This window comes from Parabacteroides chinchillae, assembly GCF_900108035.1.
Lineage (GTDB): Bacteria > Bacteroidota > Bacteroidia > Bacteroidales > Tannerellaceae > Parabacteroides > Parabacteroides chinchillae.
The window spans coordinates 20281-44130 of the sequence record NZ_FNVS01000008.1; the positions used below are offsets into that span (position 1 = coordinate 20281).

The window sequence follows — 23850 nt, forward strand, 5'->3', positions numbered from 1 at the left end:
CCGTTACGGGGGGTAATGAGGTGGTAACTGAACTCTTGCGTAGTTTGGCCTCATGTTTGTTTTTCGTTGGCTCTGCTCAATAGAAAAATAAAGCGTAACGAACGCTGTTTCAACCAATTCGCTACGCTTTGCTCAAATTTATATTTCCGCTATGTGTTTATTTTAAATCATCAGGATCATTTTATAAAACCATCGGGATGATTTTCCAAAAACATCCCGATGGTTTAAAATATACAATTAAGCAGGGATCGTAAAACCGTTGAAAAGGAAATGTTGTATGGGGGAACTTCCGGTTTTTATTATTTCCGTAATATTTTATATATTTACACCCTATTATAAAGGATTGTATGAAACCAGAAGATATTACGGAACAAGAAGACAGACAGGAGCTAGAAGAGACGGACAGCCAGCCGGTAACTGACGGAAATCAGGATACAGCAGAAGAAACCAACCAGGAAACTCATTCGGAATATAGAGTGCCTACAAAGACGGAGGGACGTGTGACCTACCATTTATCGGGTATGTATCAGGATTGGTTCCTGGATTATGCATCGTATGTTATTTTGGAACGTGCTGTTCCGCATATCAATGATGGGTTGAAGCCTGTACAACGCCGTATTCTTCACTCCATGAAACGCCTGGATGACGGGCGATATAATAAAGTGGCTAATATCGTGGGACATACGATGCAATTTCACCCGCATGGCGATGCTTCAATTGGTGATGCGTTGGTACAATTAGGGCAGAAAGATCTGCTGATAGATTGCCAGGGTAACTGGGGGAATATTTTAACGGGAGACGGCGCTGCAGCTCCCCGTTATATAGAAGCTCGTCTTTCTAAATTTGCTTTGGAGACAGTTTTTAATCCGAAAACTACAACCTGGCAACTTTCGTATGATGGACGTAATAAAGAACCGGTAACGCTTCCGATTAAATACCCCCTGCTTTTAGCACAAGGAGTGGAAGGTATTGCGGTAGGTTTGTCTTCTAAGATATTACCACATAATTTTAATGAACTTTTAGATGCTTCGATTGCTTACCTGAAAGGAGAAGGGTTTGCTCTTTATCCTGATTTTCAGACGGGAGGGTATATCGATGTTTCCAAATATAATGATGGAGAGAGGGGGGGATCTGTAAAGGTTCGTGCCAAAATCAATAAACTGGATAATAAGACTCTTGTCATTACTGAAATACCATACGGGCGTACTACCTCTACTTTGATAGAATCGATCCTGAAGGCGAACGATAAGGGTAAAATTAAAATCCGGAAAGTCGATGATAATACGGCGAAGAATGTGGAAATACTGGTACATTTGGCAGCCGGTGTATCATCTGATAAGACAATTGATGCACTTTATGCATTTACGGATTGTGAAATTAGCATCTCGCCGAATTGTTGTATTATTAAGGACGAAAAACCTCATTTTTTGACAGTGAGCGATGTGCTCCGTCATTCAACGGATAACACGTTGGTGTTGTTACGTACCGAACTGGAAATCCAGAAAGTGGAGCAGGAAGAGGCATTATTTTTCGCTTCTTTGGAACGAATTTTTATAGAAGAACGTATTTATAAAGATAAAGCATTTGAAGAGGCAAAAGATATGGATGCGGCAATAGCTCATATAGACTTACGTCTGGAGCCGTTTAAACCAAATTTCATAAGGGAAGTAACCCGTGACGATATCCTGAAATTAATGGAAATCAAGATGGGACGCATCCTGAAATTTAACTCGGATAAATGTGATAGCCTGATAGCCCAAATTAAGGAAGAGATAACGCGTATTACTAATCATTTGAATAATATTGTAGCGTATACTATCGATTGGTTTGCTATGCTGAAAGAGAAATATGGCAAGAATTATCCGCGTATGACAGAGGTGCGCAGTTTCGATACGATTGAAGCGACCAAAGTTGTTGAAGCTAACGAAAAATTATATATTAATCGTGCCGAAGGATTTATAGGCATGGGGCTGAAGAAAGATGAATATATTTGTAACTGTTCTGATATAGACGATATTATAATTTTCTACCGGAATGGCACTTATAAAGTGGTGAAGGTTAGCGATAAAATGTTTGTCGGCAAAGATATTTTATATGTAAATGTATTTAAACGTAATGATAACCGTACGATTTACAATGTTGTGTATCGTGACGGCAAAGCTGGTTGTAATTTTATCAAACGCTTTGCCGTAACAGGTGTTACGCGTGATAAAGAATATGATGTAACAAAAGGTACGGAAGGCTCGCGCGTACTTTATTTCAGTGCTAATCCGAATGGAGAAGCAGAGACAATTAAAGTGATACTGAAACCTAAGCCTCGCCAGAAGTTGCTTGTGTTTGAAAAGGATTTTAGTGATATTGCCATTAAAGGACGTGCTTCGATGGGTAATATCCTGACAAAAGCAGATATACATAAGATTTCTTTGAAACAGAAAGGTTCTTCTACTTTGGGAGGCCGCCAGGTCTGGTTTGACCGGGATGTTTTACGTCTGAATTATGATGGGCGCGGAGAGGAACTGGGCGAATTCCAGAGCGATGACCAGATTTTAGTAATTTTGCAAAATGGAGATTTCTATACGACAAATTTTGATCTGAGTAATCATTACGATACCAATATCCTCATAATTGAAAAATTTGATTCTAATAAAGTCTGGACTGCAGCACTTTATGATGCCGATCAGAATTATCCTTATCTGAAACGGTTTCAATTGGAAGCCGGTAGCCGGAAACAGAATTTCCTGGGTGAAAATCCGAAAAACCGTTTGTTTATTCTGACAGATGAAGCTTATCCCCGTTTTGAAGTGATATTTGGCGGCTTGGATTCTTTCCGTGAACCTTTGGTGCTGGATGCAGAAGAGTTCATTGCGGTGAAGGGATTTAAAGCGAAAGGAAAGCGTATCACAACATTTGGAGTGGAAACTATTAATGAACTGGAGCCGGTACGTTTTATTTCGTCTAAGGAACAAGGAGATCATGAAGAGAAAAATAATGGAAATGGACAGGATGAAGAAGCCGATGGAAAAAGCGATTCAGATATTCTGGACGAAATTACAGGACAGATGAATTTATTTGAAAAATAGCCTATGAGACGAATAATTGGTTTGCTGACGGGATATTTTCTTTTTGTGGCGATTTTGCCTGTGGTGGCACAGTCGGAAGAAAAAGGGGACTATTGGACGGTAAATGAAGGAACGATGATCGGGGCGGGACGAATGCATTTAATGGATACGTATCTGACACCGGGAAACGAGGTTAATTATACTGGCTGGACTTTGCGTGTCATGGATGAACGCATGAAAAGAGTCAAACTGGCAAATTATAAGGTAACCCGTCAACAAATTGTGAGTCTGGATGGTGGAAAGACACTTAACCCGGCGGGAAGTGCGATAGATTATGCTTTGTTCTTGGATTATACTTTAGGGTATTATTATAATTTCCCCGTTTTTGTGCCCGGATTAAATTTATTGGCCGGAGGAGCCGGAAATTTATTGGCCGGATGTATTTATAATACACGAAACACAAATAATCCGGTATCGGCAAAAGCCGATATCGATTTGAACCTGTCCGGAATGGCAATTTATAATTTTCGGGTCAGAAATTATCCTGTCACATTCCGTTACCAGCTGATGGTGCCGTTTGCAGGGATTTCTTTTGCACCACATTATAACCAATCATATTATGAGATGTTCGGGTTAGGAAATAATTCGGGGATGGTTCATTTCAATTCTTTCCATAATAAGTTTGCTATGAAACATTATATTACTGCCGATTTTCCGGTAGGCTGTCTGACAATTCGGATGGGGTATTTGAATAGTCGATACCAGACAGAAGTAAATCAAATAAGCAGTCATATTATAACGCATACTTTTATGCTCGGTTTCGTAAAGGAATTTGTGGCTTTCGGAGGTAAACGCGCAATGAACAATAAACACACATACAAGAGTACTTATTATTAGAATGAAAATACGATACTATATATTGTACGGTTTGCTTTTGCCCGTTATTCTGTTTTCAGGATGTGAAAAAGCAGATGAATACGTTTCATCTCCAACAGCTAATTTTGAGGCTTTATGGAAGATAGTGGATGAAAACTATTGTTTTTTTGAATATAAGGATATTGATTGGGATGAAGTGCATGAACGTTACCGTGTACAGATTTCGGATACAATGAGCCGGTATACCATGTTTGATGTTTTGGCAAGTATGCTGAACGAACTGAAAGATGGACATACAAACCTTATATCATCTTTTGATATGTCCCGTTACTGGGCTTGGTATGAAGATTATGCTCCGAATTTTTATAAAGATGTACAAAGCCGTTATTTAGGCACTAATTATAAAATTGCAGGCGGATTGAAATATACCCGGTTGGCAGATGACGAATTCGGGTATGTTTATTATGGCAGTTTTTCCAGTGGGGTAGGTGAAGCTAACCTGGATGAAATGTTCTTGTATTTTAAAGATTGTAAGGGGCTCATTTTTGATGTACGGGATAATGGAGGAGGTTCGTTGACTTATGCCGATCGTATTGCTGCCCGTTTTATGGAAGAAAGGATGCTGACAGGATATATACAGCACAAAACGGGGAAAGGCCATGCCGATTTTTCCGATCCTTATCCTATCTATTTATCTCCAACGATGGATCACGTACGTTGGTTACGCCCTACTGTGGTGTTAACAAACCGTCATTGTTTTAGTTCTGCAAATGACTTTGTGCAGAAAATGATGCTGATGCCTTATGTTACGGTAATTGGAGACAGAACCGGAGGTGGAAGTGGCTTGCCATTTACTTCTGAACTTCCGAATGGGTGGAGTGTCCGATTTTCTGCTTCTCCGATGCTTGATGCAAGTAAGCAGAATACAGAATTTGGCATTAATCCGGATATTAATGTCCAGATGACTTCGGGCGATATCCAGCGGGGCAAAGATACTCTGATAGAGTCTGCAATATCTTTCCTTAAAGAACAGACAAATGGCAAATAAAAAGGTGTAAATGGTAAAACTTTACTTTTGTCATAAAAACTTGTCTGAAATATTTGTGTATTATTAAAAAAGAATTACCTTTGCACCGCAATCAAAAGCGGCTGTGGTGTAATTGGTAGCCACGCCAGACTTAGGATCTGGTGCTTCACGGCGTGGGGGTTCGAGTCCCTTCAGCCGCACTTCTTGAAAAAGAAAAAAAAACTTGCAAATCCCTGAAAATCTATTGATTTTCAGGGATTTTTTATTTCCTGAAACATACGAAAAAGCAGAATGATGCGGATTATCAAATCTATAGGGATTTGGAAATTGATTGATTTTCCAACTGGTCATATCAACTTTGTGATCATATTTTTGGGGATTATGAGTCTCATGTTTTAATAGCATTGACAAATATGCAGCTTTGGCAGCGCACTGTTGTGCAATTATGTCATTGAGGCTTCCAGAAAAAATGAAGTTTTTAATAGATCTTAGCCCTCTTTCTAAGATTGCCCATTGACAATCCATAACTTGTTCTTTGCGACCTATAGATAGTGAATGAAAAAAATATCATCTAAAACGTCAGATTTGGTATGTATGTTTTTTCTATATTTAAGCTCGATAGTACAGAAATTATCAAAAACTTTTCTGACAGTATTAATGTTTTCAATATGATCAAATATACATGCAACGTCATACATTTGTTTTATGATCTCCATTCCCATTTCATTATTATTCTTAATATAAGGAATTCCTGTTGTTTTTGGTGCAAATGCTGTTAATTTATCTCCAAGGATATTGTCTAAATTTGGTGTTCTGACCAATCTCGGGGAGCCTTCTATTAATAACAATGCACTATTGATAGGAGTTTCTATGATATTTTTATAATGTATATCTTCAAATAACACATCTAATAAGATGAATTCTTCTTTTTGTGTAACCTTTCATACCTTTTTATCTTGGGAAGTATATTAAAACTGCGGATATAAATTTACGTACATTTTTTACTTTGAAATGCTGATTTTAAATGTTAAATTTAAACGTTTTTAGTTCTATTGTATGTAGTTTTATACAGACTAACACTTTTTGGCTATAGGGGCCTTGGGGCTTAACATATATTATTCGGAAAATGCTTGACAAAAAGGTTTTTGGAATGTACATTTGCAATGTGGTTTTTTCATAATAGTATTAGATTTAAGGTTAACAAAGTTGGTTAGGGGTTGTCGGGAGACAACCTTTAATTTTTTTATATAGGTATAATCGCCTTACAGAGATTGCAAATAAATATCCTGTAAGGCGGATTATTTAGTTTTTAACCAGTGCATAGATATTGCCCGGCAGTGTTTTAATTATTCCATTCATTTCCATTTCAAATAAAATTCCGGATAATTGATGGACTGCTATGTCCAGATGAAGTGCCAGCTGGTTAATGTGAAGTTCTTTCTTTTCATTAAGTAATGATTGTATCTGGGTGAAATCTTCCCTTTCGGGAAAGGACAGTTCGGTTTGTATAGCGCCGGATTGTTTTTGTTGAGGTATATCCCAGCGCATGGCTGATATCAGGTCTTCGGCAGAGGTGATAAGACCTGCTTTGTTTTGTTTGACTAGCAAATGGCATCCTTTGGAATGTGTATCTGTAACTCTTCCGGGAAATGTGAAAACATCTCTGCCATACGAAAAAGCAATATCGGCAGTGATTAAAGACCCTCCTTTGTCGGCAGATTCGATAACGATAGTTGCATCCGCCAGTCCAGCGACAATCCGGTTGCGCTTTACAAAATTAGGTTTGTCTGGTTCTGTTTTGCTGGGAAAGTCGGTGAGAAGACCACCCTGTGGTAGCATCTCTACTGCCGTATTGCGATGTATAGAGGGATAAATGCGATCTAGTCCGTGCGCGAGGACAGCTACCGTTGCCAATTGATTCTTTAATGCATTTCTGTGAGCACAGATATCTATACCGTAGGCCAGTCCGCTAACAATTAGCGTATCTGGTAAAAGACTTGCCATTTTATCGATTAATCCGGCTGTTAATTCGCGTCCGTAGTCAGTTGAATGGCGTGTCCCCACGATACTGATGATATGCTTCTGGTTTAAGTTGGCATTTCCTTTAAAATAAAATAAAACCGGAGCGTCCGGGCATTGCTTCAAACGTTCCGGATATTCGTTGTCTGTCAGGAAGTAGGGGGTGATATTATTCTTTTCTATAAAGGCCAGTTCCTGTTCGGCTTTTAGGAATACCTCCGGACGTTTGATCTCTGCTGCTAACAGTGTTCCTATGCCCGGTACTTTTTCCAATGTTTGTTTTTTCTCTGAAAAGATAGCCTCGGGATCTCCGAATGTTTCTAAAAGATGACGGGCCAGGATATCTCCCACCCCGTTTATCATAGTCAGGCTTATTTGGTAAATCAGTTTGTTTGTCATGTATTACTTGTTCAATCGTTTCAGCATTTCGTCGAAATACTCTCCCCTGGTTAATTTGCCATCTTGTACAATGACAGATTCTACAATGCCCTTAGTTGCGAGGGCACCGTCTGACGCCCGGTAAATATCCTGTTCGAATACGAGTTTTACCCCTTTTTTGTATACATTCAGGCCGGAGATATAACTGTCATCGCTTTTAAGTGATGTTTTGTATTGTATCTCTACCCGCGATACGAAACCATCTATGCCTTTGTCATGCATGGCACCGAAGTTTTCTCCCAGCGATTCCAGAAATTCATGACGTGTATGTTCCATATAATGTTGGTAATTGGAATTATTTACAACCCCCTGCAGGTCACATTCGTAGTCGCGCACTTTATCTGTCAGTTTAAAAATATATTCTTTCATGTTATTTCAGTTCATTTGTAATGATATTCGGTTCCATTTTATAAAGTCGGTCGGAAGGACGTATTTTCTCATTGACTTTGAATGAAAAACGTTCACCTTTTACGGTTTCAGGTACCGGTTTCAGGTCGACGCGGATTTCGTTTATTGTCTGCATGACAGCCCCGGTTGTGGGTCCGGTAATCAGAATTTCGTCTCCTACATTCAATTTGCCTGATTCCATTTCAAATTCGGCAACTCCCAATCCACTGAAATATTTAATACCTTTGGCTAAGTATACTTTCTTTTTAGTGGCTCCCGAACCATATTTACTACTCCATTCACCCAAGCGTTGTCCTAAATAGTAACCGTCCCAGAAACCGCGGTTAAAGACACTTTTTAGCCGTTGATCCCACTCTTCTACCTTTTCTTCATTAAAAGTACCGTTGCAATAGGCTTGTACGGCTTCTTTGTAGCATTCGGTAACAATACGCACATACTCCGGTCCGCGGGCACGTCCTTCTATCTTAAAGACTCGTACGCCGGCATCCATCATTTTATTCATAAAATGGATCGTTTTTAAGTCTTTTGGAGACATGATGTATTGATTCTCTATATCCAGCTCAACATTGCTGTCTTTATCTTTCACTGTATAAGCACGACGACATATCTGCATACAAGCTCCCCTGTTGGCCGAAGCATTCATTTCGTGCAGGCTTAAATAGCATTTACCTGATACGGCCATGCATAAGGCTCCGTGAGCAAACATTTCGATGCGGATCAATTCTCCTTTGGGACCTTTGATCTGTTGTTCTACGATCTGTTTGTATATTTCGCTTACTTGTTTCAAGTTCAATTCACGTGCCAGTACTACCACATCTGCAAAACGGGCATAAAATTTTAATGCTTCTACGTTGGAAATGTTCAATTGAGTGGATAAATGTACTTCCTGCCCGATACTGTTGGCATAATCCATTGCAGCTACGTCTGCCGCAATTATAGCGGAAATTCCGGCAGCCTTTGCTGCATCGATAATTTCGCGCATCAAAGGGATGTCTTCTCCGTAAATAACAGTGTTTACAGTTAGGTAACTTTTGATTCCGTGTTCACGACAAATGGAGACGATACGGCGTAAATCGTCTGTTGTGAAATTGTTGGAGGAGCGGGAACGCATGTTCAGTCCCTCAATCCCGAAATAAATAGAATCGGCACCTCCCTGTATGGCCGCCATTAAAGATTCGTAAGAACCTACCGGCGCCATTATTTCAAAATTTTTCTCGTTCAATGTTCTCTCTGAATTAAATATTTACCTCACAAAGATACGCGTTATTTTTGGAATTGCCTACATGACAGGCTGTACCACTTCCCAGCCGGTAATTGTCTGGAGAAAGCCTACAAGCTCTTTAGCCATTTTTTTATGTTGTTTCATTGAAGGATGCCAACCGGAACCATAGCCAAGTGAACCGTCTTGCGGGGTCATGTCAAAACGATAGACATTGGTGTATCCTTCGGTTTTAAGTTTAGCAAGCGCTTGATCCATGGCATTTCTTACGTCTTTCAATGGTTTGCCATTCAACATAACACCGCTCAAAAGAACGATCTTTGCTTTGGGATAATAACTACGGAGATCATGGATAAAATTAACATAGGCATTTTTTAGTTTGCCGGTATCATACGTGTTATTTGATACGTCGTTTGTTCCGAGATTGATGCAAATTACATCTGGTATATATCGGGAAAAGTCCCATGTTTCAGTACTGTCCATGAATTGTGTTTGGTAATACAAATCAGGAAGACAAGTGCCGGCTGAGCCTTCTATCGAATCACCATAATTGCGATATACACCGATACCGGATTTTGCTACAACCAGATGTTGTGCGTTAAACGCCCGGGCTGTTGTTGCTCCGTAGGTATAATAAAAATTTTCATCCTTGTAATCAAAAGGACTCTCAGCTTCCGCTTCTATACCGTATCCGCAGGTAATGGAGTTTCCGATAAATTCGATTTTCTTTTCCGGCAGGGCTGGCGGTGGTAATAATTTCATCCCTTTATCCAGATAAAATCCGCGAAATTCAGGACGGAAATCTCTTCCTTCGTAGGCCAACATGATTACAGCTTTGTGTTTGCCCTTGGAAAGATGGCTGGCTATCGGAAGAATACTGTCGTTTTCCATAGATGTAACTCTAAAAGGTTTACCACCATCAAGTTCTACCGTGAAATATCCGCTGTGCGGTTTTACTCTCATAGAGAGGGAAGTGCCTTCGAAGTTTATTATGATTTGTACCCCAGGATAAGTGAATGCCGGAGATTTGGGATTTTGGAAACTGACACGACCGGTATATAGAATATTTGAGTTGTCGGCCGGAATAAAAGTGCTTTGCTGTGCATAAACTTCAGTTGTACAAAAAATACTTCCTAATAGGAGTAATAATAAAATATCAATTCTTTTCATACGTATGATTTAATATGTTAGACGTGCAAATATACCGTATTCTTGCCGGAAAAGCTGTATTTTTGCAATTGTAAAAAGAAGAGTTATATATAGATATGAAAATAGGTACTATTGATTTAGGTGAACGCCCGGTATTTCTTGCCCCGATGGAAGACGTGACGGATATATCTTTTCGGTTAATGTGTAAACGTTTCGGAGCAGATATGGTTTATACGGAATTTGTATCTAGTGATGCCTTGATCCGTAGCGTAAATAAGACGCAGCAGAAATTACAGGTTGCTGAAGATGAACGGCCGGTCGCTATTCAGATATATGGAAAAGATGTGGAGTCGATGGTTGAAGCTGCCCGTATTTGTGAAGCTGCCCGTCCGGATATTTTAGATATTAATTTTGGTTGTCCCGTTAAAAAGGTTGCAGGAAAGGGGGCCGGCGCGGGTATGTTACGCAATATACCTTTGATGTTGCAAATTACGCGTGAAGTAGTAAACGCGGTCAATATTCCGGTTACTGTCAAAACACGTTTAGGGTGGGATGCAGACAATAAGATTATAGTAGATCTTGCCGAACAATTGCAGGATTGCGGTATTGCCGCCCTTTCTATTCATGGGAGAACGAGGGCGCAAATGTATACGGGAGAGGCGGACTGGACATTGATCGGTGAAGTGAAAAATAACCCGCGTATGAATATCCCTATTATTGGGAATGGAGATGTTACTTCTGCCGAAGGGTGCAAACAATGTTTTGATACTTATGGAGTGGATGGTGTTATGATAGGCAGGGGAAGTATTGGTCGTCCATGGATATTCAGAGAGGTAAAACATTTCCTTCATACAGGAGAGTTATTGCCGGAGGAACCTTTCAGTTGGTACTTAAATATTTTAAAACAACAAGTGTTGCAAAGTGTAGAGCGTCTGGACGAACGCCGCGGTATATTGCATATACGCCGTCATCTGGCTGCTACTCCTTTATTCAAAGGAATTACTGATTTTAAACAAACTCGTGTTGCTATGTTGCGTGCCGAAACAGTGGAAGAATTATTCGGAATTATGGATATTATACCTGAGAAGTTCGGAATCATCAAATAGAATTGTTGATATATATCAAAATGAAATATAAATATAGTGATTTTACAATAAAATGATATATTTTCTATTGTTTTTTATGTAAATCATTTTATATTTGCACCGAGTTTTTTTCATAGTATTTTAGATCTAAGGTTAACAAGTCTTTGCAGGAGGGAGTCGGGATGACTGTTTCTTTGGGAAGCATAAAAAAGTCGTACTGTAATTTTGCAGTACGGCTTTTTTATAACGGGTTAGTCTGTAACTATTTCTTTTTAATGTTTAATGGTAACACTTCATTCTGATACGGGGCTACAACTTTAAAATTTCCTTTATCATCTGTCCAGCGGCAGGAAGCAATGGAAACTGCATTTCCTTTGATGCGTAGTACGGCAAAAGAGCCATTACCGTCTTTGTCCGGCCAGGCATTGTTTACCTGATAGATTGGGTAGCCGCGATAATGTTGCAGGGAAGCCGTATGGGTATGTCCTACTAAAAATGCAGCTATATTGTATTGATTCAAAATATCGAACAAATGATCGCGCTCCTGTTGAGGCCACCATTTGATTGCCCATTTGTCTACACCGTAATGTTGGATGTATACGACCGGATTTCCGTTAGAAGCGTACGTTTTGAGATCGTTGGCAAGCCAGTCCAGATTACTTTCGCAATAGGCGGTATCTCCGGAGAAGCGTTGTGCCTGTACAAAATGAACATCACCAATATTCCATGAATAACTACGGCTGGATGGATGCAGGTTCAGGATTTCCTTTTTTGCCAGTTTATCATTCAGGATAGAGTCGATATAATGCAACGTGAAAGCACGTCCTTTTAGATTATCAAATACTTTATCCGATACACCCGGATCGATGTCATGGTTGCCCAAACCGGGATAGACTGTGTAATGAATGGTTTTTTCGCCATCACCCGTTTCGTAACGTTGGCGGTAAAGAGACAGGATTTCGGGACGGGCTTTGTCGAACATATCACCGGCAAGAATAACGCCGTCCAGCTTTTTTACCTTCTCTCCTGCAATACCCGGTGCTGCATTTTGGGGGAAAGTAAAATTGTTCTCGATACGATTCATAGTTACTACATGGTAGTATTGGTCTGTTTCCGGCGGAAAGTCAAAATGCAAATCTCCGGCTATCACGACTGTAACGTCTCGTTCGGGTTTTTGTTCTTGTGCATTCAAATAAGATATACATAAGGCCGATAAGACTGTCATCAATAGATATTTCATGTTCATACAGTTTGTGTTCCTTCTTTGATGTTTATAACTTTTTGTTTATCTCCCCATAGAACAGTCAGTTCGAAAGGTGTGTTACTGCTGATTTCGATTTGCGGTTCCTGGGTAGCAGAAGTACGTGGTTTCACTTTAACGTCAACCAGACCTTCGGTGCCGAACGGATAGCGTTTAATGCCGTAGCTCTCTGTTAAGTTTACATCAATGGTCATCTTTTTATCATATACATTGGAACGGATGCCGAAGATATGTTCGATCAAGACGGCAATAGGGGGTAGCCCTGTCCAGCCAATAAAGTCGGGGCGTGCCATAAATCCCGGTTCCATAGTCTCGGGTGCATAATATTCCCAGAATGTTCCGGTATTTTTATAAACGCCGAATACGTTATTATAATGATTCGTTGCGATGTCGTAAGCCATCTTACGGTAGCCTTTGTCTGCCAGTCCTGTTAGCACCATATAAGTGGCTCCGGGCCATACACCGCCTTGCCAGTAGCGTCCGTTGGTTTTGTATTTTGCATTATTGGCTGCCAATGAAGGTATACGGTGAGGGCGGTTAAAGGTTTCTTTGTTATCCAGTTCGGCAACAAATGCGTCCAGGCGTTCTTTGGGAAGCACATCGGTAAGCAGTGCCCAGTAAGCATAGATACCTTTTGTGGATGAGAGGGAGCCGTCGCGGTATTGGTCGAACAGGCATTTTTCTTTATCATCCCATAAGTTTTCGTTGATATAGGCTTTCAGCATCTTCTGTTCATCTTCAAAATCTTCAATTTCTTGCCAGCGTTCCAAGTAAAATCCCATTTCAAGTAATAAACCTGCTATGAAGTATTGCTGCAAGGTTGCATCCAGCCATATCATGTGGCCGTGGCTGTAAATCATATTATATTCCGGTTGTACGCGGGGCATGTTATCCATTCCCGTTCCCCAGCCGCTGCTCCAGTAGGTTCCGTTACGCCAGGTATGGTTCAGCTTGAGCCATTTGTAGTAGGCGCAGAGTACGGGGAATATCTTATGCAAGCGTTCGGTGTCTCCGAATTGCTTGTAATAAATCATTTCGCTCCAGGGCAGAATGTTGGGGCCTGTGCTGGTAGGGTCATAACGTTCGAAGCAATCGGCCCCGTCCGATTTGATTTCGCGGCAGATAAATCCGTCGGGATGCTGTTTTGCGTAGAAGTTATCCAATGTGCGCTGGAATGGGAAAAAACGTGTGCCGTAACGGGCAAACATCGTGATGAAGGCGGAATCCCACATAAAGATATTACCGTTGTAGGCTGTGTCAATGTAGCTGGAAACGAATCCGGAGCCGGCTTCGGGGGCTTTGATGTTGCGCACTCCTATTTCCCATGCTTTCCAGTACATTTCCAATTCTTTGGCATGTCCGTCCCAGATGGGTTCTGGTAGTATTTTTTTTGCTTCTGCAAACGAGCCCGGTACAGTTGTTTCGGGAGAGGCTATGCGATATTCGTTCTCTGTAACCAGGGGTTCTTTCAGATATGTATTTTTGTAAGGAAGGCGATACTTGGGAATATCTTCTTCCGTCTTGCTTTGTGCCAGCAGGCTGCTTGCCGGAATAGCTGTTGCACTGGCGGCGAGAAGAGATTGTTTCAGGAAATTTCGTCTTGTAGTCATATTTTTCGGTATTTAGAATTTGAACAAATATAATCAAATCTGAATAATATTAGAGTCCCATCAGGGTTTTGATCTTCTTCATAACATCTGTGTTTTCGAAAATTCCTGTGAAGTTTTCGCATCCGGGGCCGAAACTATAGACAGGAACCATTACACCGCTATGTCCTCCGGTAGAGAACTTGCATACGATACGGCCTTCGTCCAGATCGCCGTCAACCAGGGTAAGGCCTCCTGTTTCGTGGTCGGCTGTTACTACTACCAGTGTTTCGCCGTCTTGTGCAGCCCATTGCATTACGCGGCCTACGGTGCGGTCGAAGTCGTGTGTCTCCTGCATCAGCAGATCCAGATCGTTGAAGTGTCCATAGTCATCCAGTTGAGAGCCTTCTATCATAAGAAAGAAGCCCTGAGGGTTCTGATTCAATAATTCGATCGCCTTCATGGATGCACGTGCCAGCAAATCGCCGCGTTCGGCAGGAAGCGGAGTATCTACTGTGTCGGTTACGCAGAATACTTTGCCTTTTTGAATGCCTGCCAGTTCTTCCCAACTGCGTGGGGTTTGATATCCTTTGTCGCGTAATTCTTTGAAAAGGTCGCGACCGTCTTCACGATTTTCAAATAGTTTTGATCCGCCACCAAATACATAATCTACGTCGCAGTTTACATAATCTGTAACGATGGCAGCTTCGGCGTCACGGTCGGTGTTATGACAACAGAAGTCGGCCGGGGTTGCATCCCACAAGCGGCAGGTAACGGCCACGCCGCTGGATAGTCCTTTTTTGTTTGCTAATTTGCATAGTGATTCCAGCGGACGTCCTTCGGGGTCTACACCTACCATATGATAGTTTGTCTTATGTCCTGTGGCCAGAGCTGTTCCACCGGCTCCCGAATCGGTTATTAGTTTATTGGCACAATAGGTCTTAGACAAGCCTACGGTCTGACAGTTGTCCAGCCATAGATGGCCGCGGTTGGCTGTCCATGCCGAGTATACGTGCATCAAACTCATTCCATCGCCAATCATCAGGATGACGTTCTTTATCTTTTTGCCCTGGGGCGGAGTTATTTTTTCAACAGCATAGGGTGTTTTCAACACGTAAGTCTGTTCTTTGTCGCGGCGGCTTTGTGCCCTACAGTTCGGGATGATGACCGCAAAGGCAACGATAGATGCGATTATCGCAATGAATACATTTCTTTTCATACTTGAATTATTTATGTCGTTTGTGTCTTTTATTTCAAATTTAACCGACAAAATGCTCATGCACGTGTGCGGGGAGGTTTTGTTGGCCGGCAATCCTTTTTTTCTCTTTTCCGGCTTTATCTGACATACAGATTACTGGCCGGGATTGCTTCCAGTTTCATCGCTCCGGGTGTTTTCCATCCCCAGCTCAGGTGTTCGCCTTCATAATCTTCAAAATAAAGAAGGGTGAAGGGGTGATAACCTTTTGCCAACGGAATACGGCCTGTGGCCTGAATGGCTGCATGCGAAGTGTCATTGTTTACTACTTCTTCTTTGTCGATCAGGAGCACACTGCCATCGTCCGAACGAGTGGCAAATTCATAGATCCCGTCTTCGGGTATATATAAATAGCCTTCGAAAATATATCCGAAATGGTCTTCTTGTTTTGCATTTCTGATGGATGGCTCGGGCATCGTGCCTGCTTCTACCACTTTGGAACGTAACAGATCGGCAACCAGTTGATATTCTCCCTCATAATATTTGTAAGAAACGCCATGTTGTGAAGGATTTACCGGAGAAGCCGGGCGAAGAACCGACTTTGTGGCGGTGATAGTGTAAGTTCGGCTGGGTTCGAACCCTTCTTTATAGGCTTTTGCCTTGATGGTCGTAGACTCTTTTAATTGTATGGGTGCGGAGTAAATGGGTGACTGCTCGGTTGGTTCCGTACCATCCAATGTAAAATGAATAACCGCATCTGTTGTGGCGGACTTTAATTGGGCTTTAATTTCCCCTTCAAACAAATCCAGATCTTCCGAGATATAAGGAATGGAAACGGTTGGCTTAGTAGTGAACGAGTAGGGGGCATCTTCCGGCTGTGTTCCCCAATGTTTGTCGGGAGTAGCCGTTAATGTGAAATCTAACAGGCCGCCCTGCATTAATTGATCGTAGGTAATAAAGCATGTTTTTATCTCTTCACCGTTCAGCATTACCTTTGTGATGTATTTATTGCGCTTCGGCTCGTTGGCGGTAACCACCAGGGTTTTGCCATTGCCCAGCTTTATGGTTGCTTTCTCAAATAATGGAGAAGTCAGCACATACTGGTTAGATCCCGGACATACGGAATAAAATCCGAGGCTGCTCAGAATATACCAGGCCGACATCTGGCCACAGTCTTCGTTCCCAATAATACCTTCAGGAGTGGGTTGATACATTTCGTTCAGTAAACGGCGTGTCCATTCCTGTGTTTTCCAAGGTTCGCCTACATAACAGTACAGGTAAGCCATGTGATGACTAGGCTCGTTGCCGTGTGCATATTGTCCGATCAATCCGGTAACGTCTGATAATTCTCCTTCAACTTCTGATGAAACGGTAAACAGACTATCCAGATTTGCAATAAAGTTTTCGCGTCCGCCAAATAACTGCACTATTCCGTTTACATCGTGAGGGGCGAAGAAACGGTATTGCCATGCGGTGGCTTCGGTGTACGAGCGTCCGATAGCAAAGGGATTGAAGGGTGCTTCCCAGTTTCCGTCGGCACGTTTGCCGCGGAAGAACTTAGTGCTTCCGTCAAATACATTGATGAAGTTTTGCGAACGGTTGATAAACGTGTTGTAATCGTCTGTCTTTCCTAAATCTTTTGCCATTTGGGCAATGCACCAATCGTCATAAGCAAATTCTAAAAGGCAAGAAACAGATTCTTTTTTGATATTGGAAGGGATAAAGCCGTTGGTAATATAATAACCGGCTCCTTTTTTATTCTTTTCGGCGGAAACTTTCATTGCCTCGAAAGCTTTCTCCACATCATAACCCCGTATGCCTTTCATGTAGGCATCTGCAATGATAGAGACAGAATGGTAACCTATCATCGTCCCTGTTTCTCCGGCGGAAAGAGGCCAGAGCGGGAGTTCTCCGCTGGCGTCATACATGTTAAGAAGCGAAACCACCATGTCGTTCACTAAAGCGGTGTCGAGCAGGGTCATCATCGGATGCCATGCACGGAAAGTGTCCCAGGTAGAAAATGTCGAGAACTCGCGGTGCCCGGCAGGAATTTTGCCTATTGTCATATCATGGCGTCTGTACTCTCCATTTACATCGTTCACAATGTTAGGTATTATTTTGCTATGATAAAGGGCAGTGTAGAAATTTGTTTTTTGGGCGTCGGTGCCACCTTCGATTGTGATGGCATCCAGTTCTTTTTCCCATTCGGCTTGGGTTGATTGGCAGATGGCATCGAAGTCAAATCCTTTGTTTCCTGTTTCGGTTTCCAGATTGGCACGTGCATTATCGGCATTTACTATGGAGACGCCTACTTTGCAAACTAAGGGTGCATTGTCTGACAGGTCGAATGTAAGTGTCATTATTTTTCCGCCTTCACTTATCTCTTCGGCTTTCAGAGGATGAGAGAAAGAAGCAACGAAATAGACATATTGTTTGTCTACCCAGCCGCCGGTGCAACGCATGCCGGTAATTTCATTATCTCCGGTTTTTGTCAGATCATATTCGTATAGACGTTCATTATCCAGCATGTGGGTTAGGTCTATTACTAGTTTGGCATTAGAAGGATCTTTTTTGTATGTATAGCGGTGGATGCCGACGTGCGGGGTGGCTGTTAATTCGGCAGTAACACCTGCTGCAGGTAATTCTACGCGATAGTAGCCGGGCGTGGCTTCCTCGTTTTTGTGTGAGAATGGTATTGGTGTGTTTACAGAGGGGCGGAAAAGGATATCACCTAAGTCGATACAGCCTGTTCCACTCAAATGGGTATGTGAAAAACCGATAAGAGTTGAGTCGCTGTAGTGATAACCTGAACAGGCATCCCAGTTGCCGACACGCGTGTCTGGACTTAATTGTACTCCTCCGAACGGGGCGGTTGCTCCGGGATAAGTATGTCCATGGAAACCGGTTCCGATAAAAGGATCGACATAATCAATTGGATTTTTTGGCGCTTGGCTGCATGCCGTAAATATGGCAATGGCAGTAAGTAGAAATGTTTGTTTTAGTTTCATATCCATAATATGAAATACTTTTTTCATGGTGATGTGTTGTTTGATTTAATGTTATATATAATATACAATAAATGAGGCCAAACTACCTATTTATTTTATCTCTTTTCAGAGGAAAAAACGGGCTGTTTCATATTTATACTGAAACAGCCCGCATTTATTTTAGATAGTGAGGTAGATTAATAACCTTTGTTTTGTACTAACTTACCATTAGATTTGGTAATCTGTTCGCTCGGATAAGGGAATACAATCATATAATCCTGGTATGTATTCTTGCTTAAGTAATCTTCGTACGGAGCGATTGTAAATGGAGATTCCGGATTAGCACGATCTTCATATTTACGAATACGTGGATGTGCATTCAACTCTTTTTGTGCCAAAGCTTTGATTTCTGAGTTGGCAGAACGATGCCAACGTTTCAGGTCAAACAAGTGATCTGTGAACTCGAATGCTAATTCGCAACGACGTTCGTGATACAGATCTTTCATTGTTGCGGTACCGGAAAGCGGCTGCAGGTTAGAACGCAGACGTATACGGTTGATATCAGCAGTTGCTTTGTCAGCCTGACCGGTCATTAAATAAGCTTCGGCACGGAACAATAGCATTTCTGCGAAACGGATAATCGGGAAGTTTACGCGTACTGTCGGCCAGTCGCCGTTAGCACTTACTGCACCTTCACCCACAGGATCAGCATATTTGAACGGATCCATATATTTGTTGACCATGAAGCCAGCTTCAAGATCGGAAGTAGACCAGAATTTACGCGGTTCTCCAAAGTATGGGAATTCCTGGTTGTATTCCAATATAGAACGAACTAAACGATCATTGCCTTTCCCGTCTTTTAGCATTTCTTCATAAATGTCGTAAGACGGTTTTATTTGTCCCCAACCGTTGTATTTACCCCAGCCTTTATTTTCTAGAATTACACCGGGAAATTCGGAACCACCCGGTTGTGCACCACCAATACTTGGGATAGTCCAAAGATATTCGGCATTCCAATAATCTGAGAAGTCTGAGGAAAATGGTTCTGCAAAAGATTTTGCCAAGTCACGATTATAGTTCGTTTCTAACAGGTTGACCATTTCAATTACATTTTTCCATTGTGTTTCATCCCAGGTAGCCCAGTAAGCATATGTCTTTGCTTTGAAAGCAACGGCAGCTGCCTGATGTGCACGACCTCTGTTGTCTACATCATATTCTTCAAATTTGGGAAGGTGAGAGATCGCTTTATCCATATCCTCGATAATCATTTTGTAATTATCCATGACTGTGGCTTGCTGAGTAGGAATGGAGTTGTCATAACCACCTGCAAAATCTTCATAACGGATGAAGGGTACGCCTTGCTCATTTGTGCCATAACGATAAGCCATCAGAAAATGTGCCCAACCGCGATTAAAATAAGCTTCACCCAAACTGCGTTTTTCAATAGCGGTTAAAGTTGTGCCTTTTTCTTTTTTTACCAATTCCTGAATTACCCAGTTCGCGCGGGATATTGTAGAATACATACGGTTGAAAACATCTCGTAGAGGAGATTCGTCTCCTGTATAGGCAAGAGTTGCTAAAGTGTTGTAACCACGTGTACGTCCCCATACGATATCGCAGGCAGCACCTTGTTCCCAAAATAATTCACGGCCGTAACAACCTTCCTGATGGAATCTTTCATATAATCCGTCAATGGCATCTATTGCCTGCTGGTCATTCAGAAAATAGGAATCTGTAGTTGCATCTCCTTCCGACTGAACATCGAGGAAATCACTACAAGAACTACAAACCAATGCAGACAAAGCTAATACAGTAATATATTTTTTCATCTTATGATACTTTGTTAATTTAAACATGATTTAAAATAGCAGATTAGTAAGTCAATTTTACACCTACAGAGAATACACGTGAAACCGGATATTTTAGAGCATCCCAGCCTCCGCATTCAGGGTCCATACCTGAATAGTTGGTAATCGTGAACAGATTTTCCCCACTAAAGTAAACTGTCATTAGGCTCTTACGATCTTTCAAATGAGAGCATTTGCGGATAACATCGTCCAGATTATAAGATACAGTGAAGTTTTTCAGACGTAGATAAGAGGAATTTTCCAAATACCAGTCAGACGGAGTGCTAAAGTTGCTGTTCGGGTCGTTTTTTGACAAACGAGGAATGTCTGATCCTGTATTAGAGGGGCTCCATGCATTCATGATCTCCTGCGAACGGTTGAAATTACCTTCCACATCACTTAAAGCCATATATTTACCTACGTATAATGTTTGTGCGCCACCTACGCCTTGGAACATTGCACTGACAGAAAGTTTCTTATAAGTGAATCCTCCGGAGAAAGAGAAGGTTGTTTTAGGTGTTGCGCTTCCGCAATACTGACGGTCTTTGTCGTTGATTACACCATCTCCATTGAAATCGATAAATTTCAAATCTCCTGCTTTAGCATCCGGTTGAATACGTTTTCCGTCTTTGTCTACATAAGCGGCAGCTTCAGCATCACTTTGGAAAATACCGCCGGTCTTGATTAGATAGAAAGAACCCAGAGGTTCGCCTTCGGCTGTCTGATACATATAGGGTAAGTTACGGAAGCTACCGTCAAAGTCGCTGCCATTTTTTGTGATTCCGGTCCAAACACCCGGAGTTCCGTCTTCGTTCTTTACACCAATGTCGGAAACCCAGTTTTTCAAGTATGAAAAGTTTCCGGATACGAAGTATGACCAGTTTTTATTTACTTGCTGATTCCAGTTAAGCTGGGCTTCGAAGCCTCGGTTACGAACTTCTCCCTGATTTACCAACATGGCATTGATACCAATAGTTGACGGCCAGTTCATTGTCTGGGATTGGATCAGGTTGAACGTACGTTTATCGAAGTAGTCGAATGCCATACTCAAACGGTTATCGAACATATCAATATCCAGACCTAAGTCCCATTGCTCAGAAGTTTCCCAAGTCAGGTTCGGATTCAATGCTTTGGAATTGTAAACAAAGTTACCCCAAGTTTTATTAGATTCCACACCGTATTGAGCTTGTTCCAGCCATGAAGTTTTAGCCAGAAGTGCCGATTTGTAGTTATAACCGATAGAACCCAGGTTACCAACACGTCCCCAAGATGCACGGACTTTCAAAAGATTAAGAATATCATTCTTCGGGAAGAAAGATTCATTGGATATTTTCCATCCGGCTGTTATAGCAGGGAAATCGCCGTGGTTATTATCTTTAGGCAAACGGCCTGCATAGTCGCGACGGAAAGAAGCTGTTGCGAAGTAGCGGTCGTCAAACGAATAAGCTAGACGGGCAATCAAAGATACGTTGGCATCCGGTCCTTCCAAAGCATCTACTGCTGAGATAGAGTTGGCATATGACAAATATTGCAAATAAGGAGATTCGTCTGATAAATCTTTGCCATTAATTTCAATACTGCGTTTACCATAATGGTCGGCAGTAGTAGATAATAAAACGCCGACTGTATGCTTGTCGTTGAATGTGTTGTCGTAAGTTAAGGTATTCTCCGTTTTCCAAGCATCCATACGATAAGTCGTTTCGTCCAAGCTGTTTGATAATGCAGGTTTACCTACTTCGTCACGGATCGGACTGAAATTTTTGTAAAGATTATTTTTTAAATTGTAAGTGAAACGGCTTACGAATTTTAGTCCTGTAACAATGTTCGCTATTTCCAAGCTGGTGGTGCTCCAGATATCACTGGTTCTGTTGTATCTGTTTTCTGCTTTCAATAAACGAACCGGATTGACAGCGTCACCATGGATATCGGCAAAGTTGGAGCCATATTTTTCTATATAAGCAGGATCTTCGGTTGTTGTACCACCGTAAGTTCCATCTAATGGATTGTAAACTGTAGCACTTGCAGGCATATACATGGCAGCCAAAACAACGCCGGTATAAGCGCTTTCTGTATCTTTCGTACGATTTTCATTGTTTTTCCAAACAAGATCTTCGCTGATGGTTACCCATTTGTTTAGTTTGAATTTACCATTATAGCGTAGCGAAAGATTTTTGTTGAACGTATTGATCAATACACCTTCGTCATTGTCGTAAGCAAATGAAACACGGTTTGAAGCATTTTCGGAACCAACATTCAGGGCTACGTTGTGGCGCTGGTAAAATGCAGTACGGAAAATTTCGTCCATCCAGTTGGTACGAGTCGTTGCAATCCATGGGTTTTTAACAGGGTCCCATCCTGTAGGCAATGAAAGTCCGGCATTCTTAAAAGATAATGTACGCATTTCCAACTGTTCCTCCGCATTTAACGGTTTAATTACATTGCTTGCTTTACGGATACCGAATGTGGCGTCATAAGTCAAAGACGTTGCACCTTCTTTTGCTTTTTTGGTAGTTACCAGAATTACACCGCCGGCACCGGATTGGGCACCATAAATTGCAGCAGAGGCAGCATCCTTTAATACAACAATGGATTCGATATCATTCATGGAAGCGATAGGGGCTCCGGGAACGCCGTCAACAACCCAAAGTACGTTATCTCCGTTTTGCGAACCTTGTCCACGTATTACGATAGAAGGGGCTGTTGTTGGGTCTCCACCATTAGACTGAACAGTAACACCCGCCAGTTGTCCTTGCAACATGCCTTCCGTAGAGCTAACAGGGCGGATAACCAGGTCTTCCGTATTGCTCAAAACGCCTACAGAAGCAGACAAATCCTGTTTGCGTTGTCCTGCTCCATAGCCCAATACAACAACCTCATCCAGCTTTTGAGTATCTTCTGTTAAAATGATGTTGAATGAATTTTTACCGCTTACCGGAATATTCTGTGTTAAATAACCGATATAGCTAATCTCTAATATGGCGTTTTCAGGAACTTCCAAAGTGAAATCTCCATCAAGCCCGGTAATGACTCCGGTTGTAGTACCTTTTACAACAATGTTAGCGCCGATGATGGGTTCGCCAGTTGCATCTTTTATGATACCGGAAACTTTTTTTGTTTTTTGCTGTGTAGAATTTGTTTTTACAGAGGATTTCTCTGATCCGGAATAGAGAGTTACAATACGATCTTCAATTTTGTACTTGACTCCTGTTCCACGGAATGCTTGGTCCAGAATCGCTTCAATGGCTTCGTTTTCTGCTTTTAAAGATACATTGTTAACATGTAAAGACTCTAGAGATGTGTCATAAGAGAAGACAACGTCTGTTTGTTTTTTTAAAGCGTTTACTACGTTCTTTAGAGTGGCGTTGTTGAGTGAAATCTCAACGTTGAACCGTTGCTCAAATGCACTGGATGTTGGAGTTGCCTGGGCACCTGCAACAGCACAGCACAATGAAATCCCTACGCATAACCGTTTCATAGAGATAAAATCATAAAATCTTTTCTTCATACTTTTTGCTGTTTTTTTTAAGATTAACATACATACTTTCTTACAAAATATTCATAGTTGCATTTAAGTAAGCATAGATTTACATCACATAGGCTATCATTATATTAATTAGTTTAGCTTGCATTTATAGAAATTTTTAAACCTTAGTTCATAAAGAACTCCGTTTTTTTTCTTTTGTTTTTAACACTT

15 protein-coding genes and 1 tRNA gene are annotated in these 23850 nt (G+C 41.5%); 5 read left to right on the forward strand and 11 right to left on the reverse strand.

Annotated features, from left to right (window positions below; genetic code table 11):
• Positions 1-347: 347 nt before the first annotated feature.
• The 4 genes from C4S38_RS07665 (at position 348) to C4S38_RS07680 (ending at position 5162) form a co-directional block, all read left to right on the forward strand.
• On the forward strand, positions 348-3080 hold the full coding sequence (locus C4S38_RS07665) for a DNA gyrase/topoisomerase IV subunit A (RefSeq protein ID WP_103983232.1): 2733 nt from the start codon (positions 348-350) through the stop codon (positions 3078-3080).
• 3 nt (positions 3081-3083) lie between these two features.
• A complete protein-coding gene (locus tag C4S38_RS07670) occupies positions 3084-3956 on the forward strand; it encodes a DUF3316 domain-containing protein (RefSeq protein WP_103983233.1) in 873 nt (290 codons plus the stop codon).
• A gap of 1 nt (position 3957) precedes the next feature.
• Complete coding sequence (locus C4S38_RS07675; protein ID WP_103983234.1) at positions 3958-4983, forward strand: S41 family peptidase; 1026 nt, start codon at positions 3958-3960, stop codon at positions 4981-4983.
• A 97-nt stretch (positions 4984-5080) separates the two neighbouring features.
• Positions 5081-5162 (forward strand) — tRNA-Leu (locus tag C4S38_RS07680).
• Positions 5163-5504: 342 nt separating this feature from the next.
• Here C4S38_RS07680 and C4S38_RS07685 read toward each other — a convergent pair.
• The 5 genes from C4S38_RS07685 to C4S38_RS07705 all read right to left on the reverse strand — a co-directional run bounded on the left by C4S38_RS07685 (position 5505) and on the right by C4S38_RS07705 (position 10216).
• On the reverse strand, positions 5505-5879 hold the full coding sequence (locus C4S38_RS07685) for a nucleotidyl transferase AbiEii/AbiGii toxin family protein (protein WP_146059461.1): 375 nt from the start codon (positions 5877-5879) through the stop codon (positions 5505-5507).
• Positions 5880-6264: 385 nt separating this feature from the next.
• Complete coding sequence (dprA, locus tag C4S38_RS07690; RefSeq protein ID WP_103983236.1) at positions 6265-7380, reverse strand: DNA-processing protein DprA; 1116 nt, start codon at positions 7378-7380, stop codon at positions 6265-6267.
• Between the two features lie 3 nt (positions 7381-7383).
• Positions 7384-7788, reverse strand: coding sequence for an acyl-CoA thioesterase (locus tag C4S38_RS07695; RefSeq protein WP_103983237.1), 405 nt, complete (start codon positions 7786-7788; stop codon positions 7384-7386).
• Position 7789: 1 nt separating this feature from the next.
• Positions 7790-9049: a peptidase U32 family protein gene (locus tag C4S38_RS07700; protein WP_103983238.1), complete on the reverse strand. Its 1260-nt coding sequence runs from the start codon at positions 9047-9049 to the stop codon at positions 7790-7792.
• A gap of 57 nt (positions 9050-9106) precedes the next feature.
• The gene (locus C4S38_RS07705) at positions 9107-10216 is read right to left on the reverse strand and encodes an SGNH/GDSL hydrolase family protein (RefSeq protein WP_103983239.1); all 1110 of its coding nucleotides are present in this window, start codon (positions 10214-10216) and stop codon (positions 9107-9109) included.
• A gap of 95 nt (positions 10217-10311) precedes the next feature.
• On the opposite strand from C4S38_RS07705, the gene dusB reads away from it, so the two are divergent.
• Entirely contained in the window at positions 10312-11301 is a 990-nt protein-coding gene (gene dusB, locus C4S38_RS07710; protein WP_103983240.1) for a tRNA dihydrouridine synthase DusB, read from the forward strand.
• A gap of 241 nt (positions 11302-11542) precedes the next feature.
• On the opposite strand, the gene C4S38_RS07715 is transcribed toward dusB, so the two are convergent.
• From C4S38_RS07715 to C4S38_RS07740, 6 genes are all read right to left on the reverse strand, one after another.
• The gene (locus C4S38_RS07715) at positions 11543-12520 is read right to left on the reverse strand and encodes a metallophosphoesterase (protein ID WP_160034668.1); all 978 of its coding nucleotides are present in this window, start codon (positions 12518-12520) and stop codon (positions 11543-11545) included.
• Positions 12521-12522: 2 nt separating this feature from the next.
• Positions 12523-14151: an MGH1-like glycoside hydrolase domain-containing protein gene (locus tag C4S38_RS07720; protein ID WP_103983242.1), complete on the reverse strand. Its 1629-nt coding sequence runs from the start codon at positions 14149-14151 to the stop codon at positions 12523-12525.
• Between the two features lie 49 nt (positions 14152-14200).
• Positions 14201-15346 carry an alkaline phosphatase gene (locus C4S38_RS07725; protein WP_103983356.1) on the reverse strand — a complete coding sequence of 382 codons (1146 nt, stop codon included), beginning with the start codon at positions 15344-15346 and terminating at the stop codon, positions 14201-14203.
• 116 nt (positions 15347-15462) lie between these two features.
• Positions 15463-18330 carry a GH92 family glycosyl hydrolase gene (locus tag C4S38_RS07730; protein ID WP_200817952.1) on the reverse strand — a complete coding sequence of 956 codons (2868 nt, stop codon included), beginning with the start codon at positions 18328-18330 and terminating at the stop codon, positions 15463-15465.
• 176 nt (positions 18331-18506) lie between these two features.
• Positions 18507-20138: a RagB/SusD family nutrient uptake outer membrane protein gene (locus C4S38_RS07735; protein WP_103983244.1), complete on the reverse strand. Its 1632-nt coding sequence runs from the start codon at positions 20136-20138 to the stop codon at positions 18507-18509.
• Between the two features lie 43 nt (positions 20139-20181).
• A complete protein-coding gene (locus C4S38_RS07740; RefSeq protein ID WP_234999321.1) occupies positions 20182-23661 on the reverse strand; it encodes a TonB-dependent receptor in 3480 nt (1159 codons plus the stop codon).
• Positions 23662-23850: the final 189 nt, after the last annotated feature.